Annotated in this window: 8 protein-coding genes; 6 read left to right on the top strand and 2 right to left on the bottom strand. The window is 62.8% G+C overall.

The annotated features are described in order from the left end of the window. The first annotated feature begins 251 nt into the window (after positions 1 to 251). From IQK56_RS10935 to IQK56_RS10915, 5 genes are all read left to right on the top strand, one after another. Positions 252 to 2,588: a putative bifunctional diguanylate cyclase/phosphodiesterase gene (locus IQK56_RS10935; protein WP_193901691.1), complete on the top strand. Its 2,337-nt coding sequence runs from the start codon at positions 252 to 254 to the stop codon at positions 2,586 to 2,588. A gap of 194 nt (positions 2,589 to 2,782) precedes the next feature. After that, positions 2,783 to 3,451: a methylamine utilization protein gene (locus IQK56_RS10930; RefSeq protein WP_122307848.1), complete on the top strand. Its 669-nt coding sequence runs from the start codon at positions 2,783 to 2,785 to the stop codon at positions 3,449 to 3,451. Next, positions 3,435 to 5,783, top strand: a complete 2,349-nt coding sequence (locus tag IQK56_RS10925) for an EAL domain-containing protein (RefSeq protein WP_193901689.1) — start codon at positions 3,435 to 3,437, stop codon at positions 5,781 to 5,783. The genes IQK56_RS10930 and IQK56_RS10925 overlap by 17 nt, the downstream gene beginning before the upstream one ends. Before the next feature lie 9 nt (positions 5,784 to 5,792). Beyond that, positions 5,793 to 6,650, top strand: a complete 858-nt coding sequence (locus IQK56_RS10920) for a DUF3034 family protein (RefSeq protein WP_193901687.1) — start codon at positions 5,793 to 5,795, stop codon at positions 6,648 to 6,650. Then, positions 6,650 to 7,069 carry a group I truncated hemoglobin gene (locus IQK56_RS10915; protein ID WP_150674871.1) on the top strand — a complete coding sequence of 140 codons (420 nt, stop codon included), beginning with the start codon at positions 6,650 to 6,652 and terminating at the stop codon, positions 7,067 to 7,069. The genes IQK56_RS10920 and IQK56_RS10915 overlap by 1 nt, the downstream gene beginning before the upstream one ends. 124 nt (positions 7,070 to 7,193) lie before the next feature. Here IQK56_RS10915 and IQK56_RS10910 read toward each other — a convergent pair whose 3' ends face one another. After that, positions 7,194 to 9,605, bottom strand: coding sequence for a glucose/quinate/shikimate family membrane-bound PQQ-dependent dehydrogenase (locus IQK56_RS10910; RefSeq protein WP_099583532.1), 2,412 nt, complete (start codon positions 9,603 to 9,605; stop codon positions 7,194 to 7,196). A 652-nt stretch (positions 9,606 to 10,257) separates the two neighbouring features. Further along, positions 10,258 to 12,276, bottom strand: coding sequence for a TonB-dependent receptor (locus tag IQK56_RS10905; protein ID WP_193862638.1), 2,019 nt, complete (start codon positions 12,274 to 12,276; stop codon positions 10,258 to 10,260). Between the two features lie 150 nt (positions 12,277 to 12,426). Here IQK56_RS10905 and IQK56_RS10900 point away from each other — a divergent pair, with 150 nt between their 5' ends. Continuing rightward, positions 12,427 to 12,660 carry a VF530 family protein gene (locus IQK56_RS10900; protein ID WP_016977534.1) on the top strand — a complete coding sequence of 78 codons (234 nt, stop codon included), beginning with the start codon at positions 12,427 to 12,429 and terminating at the stop codon, positions 12,658 to 12,660. The last annotated feature ends 1 nt before the right edge of the window (position 12,661 follow it).

The following is a 12,661-nucleotide window of genomic DNA, read 5'->3' as shown; positions in this document are numbered from 1 at the left end:
GGGCGGAACCAATACCCGCCATCACCCAAATAACGGATATGCCCACAATCAACCCCAGGGTCGCCAATAAACCGCCACAAAATCCCCCGATTTTATTGGATGCACTCCCCCCAACTCCCAGCTAATCTCCTCAAACCAAATACCCACTCCAAATAGATGTTTTTTTGACGCCGGGTCAGCTGTCGCAAGGAATGCACATGACACAACGACGTAGTGGCAGAAAGCGGCGAACACTGCCGGAGGGCACTGCCATGACGTGGCGCCATACGTTCCAAACCCGTATCGCCGGGGTGTTGGCGTTGCTGCTGCTGGTGGTAGTCGCCGCCACCTATTTCGCCGTCAAGGCCGCCACCACCCGCGCCGTGGAGAACCAGGCACAGGTCCAATTGAAAACCGGAACCCAGGTGTTCGAACGCCTGCTGGACCTGCGCGGGCATCGCCTGCAATACGGCCTCGGTTGGCTCACCGCCGACGGCCCGTTCAAGCAAGCCGTGGCCGAAGGCGAGACAGTGCCGATTCTGGCCGCACTGCGTCGGCATGGCACCGGCATCCGCTCCAGCGAAGTGTTTGTGCTGGGCCTGGAGGGCAAGGTCATGGTCAGCACCTTGCCCATCCTCACGCGTGGGCAGCTTTTTCCCTATGACAACGCCTTGCGCCAAGCACGGCGCAACGGCCTGCAAATGCTGATTGTGGCCCTGGACGGGCGACCTTACTTGCTGGTGCAGGATCAAGTACTCGATCCACTGCCCATCGCCCGCGTCGTCATGGGCTTTCCCATGGACCAACTGTTTGCCAATGAACTGCGCTCCATGAGCAACCTGGAGGTCTCGTTCCTCAGCGTGCAGGGCGGCCAGCCTGGTCCCTTGTTCAGCACCCACCCTGACGCTTATCAGGCCGCCACCCTCAGCCTGCTGCACGATGCGCCGCTGAACCCGGAGGCTCGGATCCAGCTGTTTTACGGGCAGCGCGTGCTCAGCCGAGTGTTGCCCCTGGCCAACTCCGGTGACGGCGACGACGTGCGCGTATTGCTGCAAAGCCCGCTGGACCACGCACTGGAATCCTTTGCGCCACTGGACCGGCAGTTCCTCGGGATTGCCCTGGCGGTGCTGCTGGTGTCGTTGGCCGGCGCGTTGTTCCTGGCACGGCGGGTGTCGCGCCCGCTCAACGCGCTGGTGGAGGCGGCCGGGCGCATCGGCGAGGGTGACTACCGCACGCCGGTCCGGGTGCGCAGCCATGATGAATTCGGCCTGTTGGCCCGTGCCTTCAATGCCATGCAAAGCGGCATCGCCGTGCGTGAACGGCAACTGGCCCATAACGCCCTGCATGACCCGCTTACCGGCCTGCCCAATCGCGCCCTGGCAATGGAGCGCCTGGGCAGTGCGATCAGTGCGCGGCGGCCGGTGGTGTTGCTGTACCTGGGCATCGAGAACTACCGCGTCATCAACGAAGGCTTCGGTCCGGAGGGTGTGGAAGAGATGATGCGCGAAGCCAGTCGGTGTCTGTCCATGAGCCTGTTGGCCAGCGACACGGCTGCACGCATTACCGGCAGCGAATTCCTGCTGTTGCTGGAAAACACCGAGATCGACCGCGCCGTGGCCCGCGCCGACCGCCTCTACGCGCTGCTCACCGAACCCCAGCGCATCGGCAATCATGAAGTGCGCCACGAAGTCAGTATCGGCATCGCCGCGTACCCTGCCGACGGCCAGCACGTGGAAGAGTTGATCAGCCGCGCCGCGATTGCGCGCCACGATGCAACGACGCTGCCCGGCTATCTGCAGGTTTACCAGCAGGACCGCGACCTGGCCCACCAACGCCAGATCAGCCTGATCCGCGATCTGCGCCGCGCAGTCGTCGAAGGCGAGTTGTACCTGTGTTACCAGCCCAAGCTCGACCTGCTGCACGGCCAGGTACGCGAGGCCGAAGCCTTGCTGCGCTGGCAGCACCCGACGCTGGGGCTGGTCTCGCCCGCCGAGTTCATCCCCCTGGCCGAACGCACCGGCAGCATGGGCGGCCTGACCCAGTGGGTGATCGAAGAAGCGATCCGCCAGATCGGCGAATGGGCGCAGCGCGGACTGCATATTCAGTTGTCGGTGAATATTTCGGTGGACGACCTGGCCGATGATGACCTGGCGATTCGTGTCACAACGTTGCTGACGCAGTACCAGGTGCCCGCCCGGCAACTGATTTTCGAGATCACCGAAAGCGCGATCATGCACAACCCGCAACAGGCCCTCAGTGTGTTGGAGCAACTGCGTGGCTGCGGCATCAGCCTGTCGGTGGATGACTTTGGCACCGGCTACTCGTCACTGGCCCAGTTGCAGCGCCTGCCGGTGCAGGAGTTGAAGATCGACCAGTCGTTCGTGCGCAACCTCGACAGCGCCACGGGCGATGGTGTGATCGTGCGCTCCACCATCGAAATGAGCCACAACCTGGGGCTTAGGGTGGTGGCCGAAGGCGTGGAGTTCGAGCCGAGCCTCAAGCTGCTCAAACAATGGAATTGCGACACGGCCCAGGGTTACCTCATCAGCCGGCCACTGAATGCCATGGCGTTCGAGATGTGGATGCGCCGCGAGCACGCGCAGGTCTGAGGACCCGCTGCTACAGTTTCTACGGTCCAGGCCGATAGGCTTTACAAGGCTTGACCGTTTGCACAGTTATTTACCGACCAACGGTCAAGTATCCAGCGCTATTGAGTGATGGCATTGTGCCTTGTTTGCGGCATCATGACCGCACATCGCTGTGCCAAGGCTGGCCGCTCATTTTCCATTTTTGCGGATCGACCATGGCCCGAACTCTTCCTTCGATCTCCCTGATGCTGATGCTGGCGGGCTCTGCCTCGGCGGCCACGCTGGACCTGTCGTTCAAGCAGGCCGATGGCAGCCCGGTGGCGGATGCGATAGTCACACTGCAAGGCCCGCCCGCTGCATCGGCCGGCGTGCTCAAGGCCAATATGGACCAGCGCGACCAGCGCTTCGCCCCCCATGTGCTGGCGGTCCATACCGGCACCCAGGTGCGTTTCCCCAATAGCGATAACATCCGGCACCAGGTGTATTCCTTTTCCACGGCCAAACGTTTCGAATTGCGCCTGTACGAAGGCACGCCCGCCGAGCCGTTGCTGTTCGACAAACCCGGTGTGGTGGTATTGGGCTGCAATATCCATGACTGGATGCTCGGCTACATCTACGTCACCGACGACCCGCACTTCGGCGTCAGCAACGCCCAGGGCCAGGTGCGCCTGGAGCAACTGGCACCCGGCGATTACCACGCCACCCTGTGGCACCCGCAGCTCGCGGGCATGCAGCCGCTCGACGGCGGCACCCTGCACATTCCTGCCGGCGGCCTGAGCCACAACGTAGTGTTGGCCCTGGAGCCCGCGTCCGAAGATCTTCCGCCCACGCCAAGTGCCTTTGGCGATGCTTTCAAGCGAGCTGCCCGTGAAACTGCGCAGTAGTTTCCAGGCGCGGGTCGCCAGCGTCCTGATCCTGCTGTTGCTGGTGGTGATCGGTGCGCTGTATTTCAGCGTCAAGGCTGCCACCAGCTCAGCGGTACGTAGTCAGGCCCTGGCCCAGCTGGATGTGGGGGCGCGGGTCTTCGAGCGCTTGCTGGACGTGCGCGGCCGCCGCCTCGCCGACGGTGTGCAACTGCTTGCTGCCGACTTCGGTTTTCGCGATGCCGTGGCCAGCGGCGACTCGGCGACGATGCGCTCGGTGCTGCTCAATCACGGCAAGCGCATCAACGCCAGTGACATGATCCTGCTGGGCATGGACGGCAAGGTCCTGGCCAGTACTCTGAGCGAAGTGCCCGAAGGCTCGACCTTCAAATATGACCAGTCGCTGCGCGAAGCCCGGCGCAATCGCCAGGCCATGCTGATCGTGCCGCTGCAAGGCAAGCCGCACCTGCTGGTAGAAGCGTCGGTGCTGGCGCCGTTGCCGATTGCGCGGGTGGTGATGGGCTTCAGCATGGACGGTGCGTTCGCCGGTGAGTTGCGCTCGTTGAGCAACCTCGAAGTGTCCTTCCTGGCAATCGAGAAAGACCAGCCCGGCGACTTGGTTACCACTCAGCCCCAAGCGCTGCGCGGGAGCATCCAGGCACTGATGCAGGGCGACGCCACGCGCCGTGGCCTGTCCACCACCGATCACCTGGAGCAGCGCTTCCTCAACCAGTCGCTGGTCTTGGCCAGCGATGAAAACGGCAAAGTCCTGGCCTTGCTGCAAAGCCCGCTGGACGCGGCGATGCAAGCCTTTGTGCCGTTGGATGAAAAGATCCTGGTCATTGCGTTGGTCGCGTTACTGGCGTCGCTGATCGGTGCCTTGCTGCTGGCGCGTACTGTGTCGCGTCCGGTGCAGGCACTGGCGCTGGCGGCCGAGCGTATTGGTCAGGGCGATTACCATACGCCCGTGGCCCTGGCCCGCAGCGACGAGCTGGGCTTGCTCGCCAGTGCGCTCAACTCCATGCAAAGCGGCATCGCCGAGCGCGAACAACAGCTTGCCCACAATGCCTTGCATGATCGCCTCACCGGCCTGCCGAACCGCGCACTGGCCATGGAACGCCTGGGCAGTGCCATAGCGTTGAATCGACCGCTCGCCTTGATCTACCTGGGCATCGACAACCTGCGTGTCGCCAGCGAAACCGCCGGGCCGGATGCAGTCGACCAATTGCTGCTGGCGGTCAGTCGCCGCCTGGAAGCTGTGCTGCGCCCTGGCGATACCCTGGCGCACCTGATCGCCGACGAGTTTCTGCTTTTGCTCGAAGGCGCCGGCAGCGACGAGGCAGTGGGCATGGCCGATAAACTCCAACAACTGTTGCTGCGTCCCCAGCGCATCAACGGCCATGACTTGGCGCTCGACTGTCGCCTGGGTATCGCTGCATTCCCGGCCGACGGCGAAAGCCCCCACACCCTGCTTGAGCGCGCCGCCATCGCCATGAAAGACGCCGCGCAAATGCCCGGTCGCCTGCAAATCTACGAGCACGGCCGTGACCTCGCGCACCGCCGTCAGATCACCCTGATCCGCGACCTGCGCCACGCGGCCAACCAAGGCCAACTGCTGCTGCATTACCAGCCCAAGCTGGACATTCGCCAGGGCACCGTGCGCCAGGCCGAAGCCTTGCTGCGCTGGCAGCATCCGCAGTTCGGCATGGTCTCGCCGGCGGAATTCATTCCCCTGGCCGAACGTTCCGGCAGCATTCAACTGCTGACCCACTGGGTGATCGAAGAGGGCATTCGCCAACTGTGTGAATGGAACCGCCGTGGCCTGTACCTGCAGTTGTCGCTGAACATCTCGGCGGACGATTTACTCGGCGATGAGCTGGCCCACCGCGTCTCGGCGTTGCTGCGTCGCTATGGTTTGCCGGCGGAGCAACTGGTGTTCGAAATCACCGAAAGCGCGGTGATGCGCGAGCCGGAAAAAGCGCTGAAAGTCCTGCACTTGCTGCGTGATTGCGGCATCAGCCTGTCGGTGGATGACTTCGGCACCGGCTATTCGTCGCTGGCTCACCTCAAGCGCCTGCCGGTGCAAGAGTTGAAGATCGACCAATCCTTTGTACGCAACCTCGATGAAACCAGTGAAGACGCGGTGATCGTGCGTTCCACCATCGAGATGAGCCACAACCTGGGCCTCAAAGTGGTCGCCGAAGGCGTTGAGTACGCCCACAGCCTGCGTCTTCTGGAGCGCTGGCAGTGCGACACGGCCCAGGGTTACCTGATCAGCCGGCCCTTGAGCGCCGACGCTTTCGAAGCCTGGGTGGCGTTGCCCCTCAGTGCGCAAACTTCCCTTGTTCACTGAGTGGCTGACGTGCGTCTCTCTCTATTGATTGGCTGCCTGGCCGCCCTGACTGTGCACACCGCCCTGGCCGAAAACGGCCGCCTGATCGCCACCGGCGGTGCCAGCAGCATCGAGGGCACGGCGGGCGGCGGCATCACGCCGTGGGCGGTGCTGGCCGGCTACGGCGAACAGCACGAATGGGGCGCCACGGCGTTCGCCACCACGGTCAACCTGCCGGACTATCGGCTGGACGTGGCGGGGCTGGCGCTGGCCTATGACAACCGCGTCGAAGTGTCTTTCGCCCGCCAGCGTTTCGACCTTGGCAGCCTGGTGCACAAGCTGAATCTGCCGGAAGACAACCTCGGCCAGGATGTGCTTGGGGTGAAGGTGCGCCTGTTCGGCGACGTGATTTACGACCGCCTGCCGCAGGTGTCCCTCGGCCTGGAATACAAGCACCAGACCAACTTCGACATCCCCAGCCTGGTCGGTGCCAGGCGCGACAGCGACGTGGAAGGCTACCTGGCCGCGAGCCGTTTGTTCATGGGCGCCGTGTTCGGCTACAACGTGCTCGTCAACGGCAGCCTGCGCTACAGCCGCGCCAACGAAACCGGTCTGCTAGGCTTTGGCGGCGACCGCCGTGACAGTCGCAGCCTGCTCAAGGAAGGCTCGGTGGCGCTGCTGTTCAACCCGCGCTGGGCGGTGGGCGTGGAGTACCGTGAGAAACCCGACAACCTGTCGTTCGCGGGCGAAAGCGACTGGGCCGATGTGTTTGTCGGCTACTTTCCCAACAAGCATGTGTCGTTTGTGCTGGCCTACGCCCGGCTTGGGGAGATCGCCACCTTGGATAACCAGAACGGCACCTACCTGTCGGTGCAAGGGAGTTTCTGATGCGTTTTCTACCCATCGCCCTGGTGCTGCTGCTCAGCGCCTGCGCCCAGCAACCGCCCAAGGACGACAGCCTGTACCGCGACCTTGGCGCCATGCCCGGCATTACGCGGATTGTCGAAGGCATGCTGCTCAACATCGCTCGGGATGAGCGCATCGTCGAACGTTTCCGGCGCGTCGATATCCAGCGCCTGCGCAACAAATTGATCGAACAGTTCTGCGTCGAAGCGGGCGGCCCGTGCACCTACACCGGCGACAGCATGGCCGAGAGTCACAAGGGCCAGAACGTGAGCCGCAGTGACTTCAATGCACTGGTGGAGGATTTGATCAAGGCGATGGACAGCGAAGGAATCCCGGTGCCGGTGCAGAATCGGTTGATTGCCCGGCTGGCGGTGATGCGTGGAGAAGTGATCGAGCACTAGTCTCCTGAACGCCACGGTTCAAATGTGGGAGGGGGCAAGCCCCCTCCCACATATTGATCTGTGTTGTTTATGAAAAAGGCGGCTACCTGTTTAGGGTAGCGCCTTTTTTTACCGCCGATAAAGCTTAATCCGGCAGTTTGAACGCCATTACATAGTCACCCTGCTTGGTCCCCAGGGAACCATGACCACCCGCCACGACCAGCACGTACTGCTTGCCGTCCTTGCCGGTGTAGGTCATCGGTGTGGTTTGCGCGCCAGCTGGCAGGCGGCCTTCCCACAGTTGCTTGCCGTTTTTCACGTCGTAGGCACGCAGGTACTGGTCGAGGGTGCCGCTGAGGAAGGACACGCCACCGGCAGTGGTGAAGGTGCCACCCAGGCTAGGTACGCCCATGCTCAGTGGGATCGGAACCGGCGAGCTGTCACGCACGGTGCCGTTCTTGTGCATCCAGATGGTTTTGTGGGTTGTCAGGTCGACCGCCGCCACATAGCCCCACGCCGGTGCCTGGCACGGCAGGCCCATTGGCGACAGCATGGCTTCGAGGATCACGCCGTATGGCGCGCCTTTGTTCGGCTGCACGCCTTCGGTTTCGCTGACGCGAGGGCCTTGCTTGGCGATGTCGGCGGCTGGGATCAGCTTGGACTTGAACGCCATGTAGCTCGGGTTTACGAAGGCGATCTGGCGTACCGGGTCGACGGAAATGCCACCCCAGTCAAACACGCCGAAGTTACCTGGGTAAACGATCGAGCCTTGCAGCGATGGCGGGGTGAACGCGCCGTCGTAGCGCAGGGATTTGAAATCGATGCGGCACAGCAGTTGGTCGAACGGCGTCACGCCCCACATGTCGCGCTCTTTGAGCGGCGGCGGCATGAAGTTCAGCTCGGACTTCGGCTGGGTAGGGGAGGTACGGTCGCCCGCGACTGCGCCCTGCGGCACGGCCACTTCATGGACCGGCACGACCGGTTGGCCGGTTGCACGGTCCAGCACGTAGATGCTGCCTTGCTTGGTCGACGCCATGACGGCCTGCTTCACGCCGGCGTCGGTCTTGATGTCGATCAGCGACGGCTGGCCGCCCACGTCCATGTCCCAGAGGTCATGGTGGGTGAACTGGAAGGTCCACTTCACGTGGCCGCTGTCGATGTCCAGGGCGGTCAGGCCGGCGGAATATTTCTCGGAATCGTCGGTACGGTCGCCGCCGTATTGGTCGGGCATCTGGTTGCCCATCGGCAGGTAGAGCATGCCGAGTTTTTCATCCACGGCGAACATGGACCACATGTTCGGCGAGTTGCGGGTGTAGGTCTTGCCTTCGGCCAACGGGGTGGTGTCGTCCGGGTTGCCGCTGTCCCAGTTCCACACCAGCTTGCCGGTGTGTACGTCGAACGCACGGATCACGCCGCTAGGCTCGTCGGTGGAGACGTTATCGGTCACGTGACCGCCGATCACAACCAGGTTTTTGGTCACGGCCGGTGGCGAGGTGGAGTAGTAACCGCCTGGGGCAAAGCTGCCGATGTTGGCACGCAGGTCGACCTGGCCTTTGTCGCCGAAGTCTTCGCACATCTTGCCGGTGTCGGCGTTGAGGGCGATCAGGCGGGTGTCGGCGGTCGGCACGAAGATGCGTTTCGGGCAGGCATTCGGCGCGGCGGCCGGGCTGGCGCTGCCGGTCGGGCTCTGCTCGGACGCGTAGGCCGCGTCATCGTGATACGACACGCCACGGCAGGTCATGTGCGCCCAACCCTTGAAGTTCTCAGCGCCCTGGCTGCTGATCTTCGGATCGAAACGCCAGATTTCCTTGCCGGTGTCCGGGTCCAGGGCAATCACTTGGCTGTGCGGGGTGCACACGTAGAGCATGCCGTTGACTTTCAGCGGGGTGTTTTCCGCGGTGGTCTCGCCTGGATCGTTCGGGCCGGGGATGTCGCCGGTGCGGTAGGTCCACGCAGGCACCAGCTTGTGGGCGTTTTCCGGGGTGATCTGGGCCAGCGGCGAGTAACGGTCACCGAAGGACGAACGACCGTAGGAGTTCCAGTCGCCATCAGCCTGGGACGGCGCAGCATTGGCCATGCCCGGCACCGCGTCGCGGTCCAGTTGGCCTTTGATCTCACCAGGGTTGGTGAATTGGCTGGCGAGGGCGGCAGCGCCGGCCAACACCACGGCCACGCTCAGCGCGCCAGTGCCCAGCGGGGCAGGTTGGCCACGCAGCAACGGACGGCGAAACCACGGCAGCAACATGACGATGCCCAGGGCGAACAGCAGCGCCAGGCGTGGCACCAACTGCCACCAGTCCAGGCCGACTTCCCACAAGGCCCACACGGTACTGGCGAACAGCACCAGCGCGTACAGACCCAGCGCGGCGCGGCGGGTCGCCAGCAGCAGGACGCCGGTGAGGGCGATGCCGATACCGGCCAGCAGGTAGTACAGCGACCCGCCGAGCATCGTCAGCTTGATACCGCCGGCCAGCAGGGCCAGGCCCATGATCAGCAGCAAGACGCCTAGCAGCCTGGGCAGCAGGCGGCTTGGGCTTGAAGCACCATCAGTGCTCATAGTGTGTTTCTCCGTGACGTTGGAATAATTGTGTAACCCCGTGCTTCACTCACTGTAGATGACGATTCGGCGCGGGCTTGGTTCAGCGTTAATTCGGTTTTTCTGGGGATAGCGAGGGTTATCCACAGGCGGGCGATTTATCCCCAGGCGCGGGCCGGTGTAAGACAGCGCTGTCTTGGTATGTGGGAATAATCAGCAAGATGGGGTCGACCGGGGAGTGAAACGTTTCAGGTTGTTGCGAAGGATAAAGCGCGGAGGCGTTTAGAGAAAGCCTAAATCTCAAGATGCATCATTTCAGATTTGGTAACAGTGACGAAGTGTCGCTGCAAAAAAGCGGGTAGGAACCTGCTTTTTGGTTAGCTACTTTTTGGTTAGCAGCTTTTTGTGGCTAGCAGCTTTTTGTGGTGAGAGGCTTGTTTGTGGTGAGCGGGCTTGCCCCGCGCTGGGTGGCGAAGCCGCCCCAAAACCTGACACTGCGGTGTGCCTGATACACCTCGGTGTTTTGAGTGGGGCCGCTTCGCAGCCCAGCGCGGGGCAAGCCCGCTCACCACAAACAAGCCCCTCACCATAAAAAAGCCTGCTCACCAGAAACAAGCCTGCTCACCCCAAAAGACCCGGCTCACCCTAAACGCCCGTGCCAACAGGGCAGGAGTTAGAAGGTGGTGCGGATACCGAACTGCACACTGCGCCCCGGTGCGGGCGCCACGTCGCGCAGGATCGAGCTGGCATAGCGCACAGTCTGGTTGGTCAGGTTTTCACCGTTCACAAACGCCAGCCACTGGCTGCCGCCCATATTGAAATGGTAACCCGCGCTCGCCCCCAGCGTGGTGTAGCCATCGGTGCCGCTTTCGTTATCCGGCACACGGCCTTGGCCCGCCGCATGTTCTACGTCGATGCGCGCCTGCCAGCGGTCGAGTTCCCACAGCAGGCCGCTGTTCAAGCGCAGCGGCGCAATGCGCGGCAAGGCTTCGCCGGTATCCAGGTTGGTGGCACGGGTGTAGTCGCCCGACAGCTCCAGCGCGAATTTGCCGTAGGCGCCTTCGCCGAGCTTGATGTGATCCTGGGCTTCAAAGCCGGCGAAACGTGCACGCACGCCGGAATATTCGTACTCGGGAATGCCACCCGCGTCTTCTTCACCGTCGTCGTTCAGCGTACGACCCGTGCCCAACAGGCCGATGTAGTTGGAGAAGCGGCTGTAAAACACGCCGAAGCTGCCTTTATGGGTGCCGTTGTCAAAGCGCAGGGCCAGGTCGCTGGACACGGCTTTTTCTTTCTTCAGGTTGGCGTCGCCCAGTTCATAGGTGCCGGTGGCAACGTGGGCGCCGTTGGCATACAGCTCGTAGAAGGTCGGTGCGCGCTCGGTATAGCCCAGGGTCGCGGCCAAGGACCAGACCGGCGTCAGCGTATACACCGCGCCGGACGACAGGCTGCCGGCGGTGAAGTCGTTGGATTTGTCGGCACCGGCAAAACGTGCGTTGCCCTTGGCATCCGGGTCGACGCTGGTGTGTTCCAGGCGCCCGCCGAGGCTGAGCTTGAGGCGCTCGGTGGCTTGCATTTCTTCGAGGATAAACAGCGCCCCGGCGTTGGTGTCGGTCTGCGGCACGAAGGCCTCTTCGCCGAGGGCTGAGAACTCGTTGCGGGTTACCTGGGCGCCGACCACGCCATCGAGCGGGCCGATGGGCTGGTGACGCGCTTCCACGCGGGCTTCATAGCCTTTGTTCTTGAAGATCGTGCCGGTTTCGCCGTCTTCGATTTCGCGGTGTTCGTAGTCGGTGTAGCCCGCGTCGAGTTTCACCGAGGTGAACGGGCCTTGCAGGTTGCGGATCTCGGACGCAAAGGCGTAGTGATCCTGCTTCATGCGGATGCGCACTGCCTGTTCGGCAGGCGAGCCGTAGTTACTGTCGTAGCTGCTGTAGGACAGCCCGGCGTAACCGTCATCCCAGGTGTAGGAACCGCCCACGGCGCCGCCGTCCTGGCGCCCGTCGCTGTTGCCCAGGCGCCCGTTTTTGCCGGGGCCGTCTTCGCTGTCCGCTGCGTGGCGGCTGCGCGCCTGGCCTGGGATTTTCAGGTCGTTGAATTCCCGCGCATTAGCGTCCAGGTGCAAGGCAAACGTGCCATTGCCGGCTTCCAATTTGCCCGCGCTGCTGCGTGTTGTATCGGCGCCGCCGTAGCGCAATTCACCGGCGCCGTGAATGCCTTCGATGGCTTCGGTGGGGATGCGGTTGTCGAACGTGTTGACCACGCCGCCGATGGCGCTGCCGCCGTACAGCAACGCGGCCGGGCCGCGCACGATTTCGATGCGTTCGACGTTGACCGGGTCCAGCGGTACCGCATGGTCATAAGACAGCGACGAGGCATCCAGCGCGCCCACGCCATTGCGCAGGATGCGAATACGGTCGCCGTCCTGGCCACGAATGATCGGCCGGCTGGCGCCTGGGCCAAAGTACGAAGACGACACGCCCGGTTGCTGGTTCAGGGTTTCGCCGAGGCTGCCTTTTTGTTGCAGGGTCAGGTCATCGCCTTCGAGCACGGTGGTCGGCGATGCGAGTTGTTCGCTGCCCAGCGGGTTGCCGGTGATGACTTGGGGTTGCAGTTCCAGGGCGTGGGCTTCGGAGCAGATCAGCAGGGCGGCGGCAAGCGGGGTCAAGCGCCACAGGGAAGAGAGGGACATCGGACATTCCTTGGCAAAACGACGAAAAGATTTGAAAGTTATAGTTACAATATAACATCTCTTTTTCGTGATCCACGGGAACTTTTTATCAGTGGGTGGGCGGGGTGATAAGGTGTGCGCCTTCGTGATTACTTTTTTCATAGGCCCGGCATGACCGCGACAAGCAACGATCCCCTTCACGGCGTCACCCTGCAGCACGTTCTCACCACGCTGGTGGAGCACTACGAATGGGAAGGCCTGGCCGAGCGCATTGATGTGCGGTGTTTCAAGAGCGACCCGAGCATCAAGTCGAGCCTGACCTTCCTGCGCAAAACGCCGTGGGCGCGGGAGAAAGTCGAAGGGTTGTACGTCAAGCTGATGCGCACCAAACGCCCGCTGGATTGAA

This window comes from Pseudomonas cyclaminis, assembly GCF_015163715.1.
GTDB classification, from domain to species: domain Bacteria; phylum Pseudomonadota; class Gammaproteobacteria; order Pseudomonadales; family Pseudomonadaceae; genus Aquipseudomonas; species Aquipseudomonas cyclaminis.
This window is presented reverse-complemented; position numbering and strand designations above follow the sequence as displayed.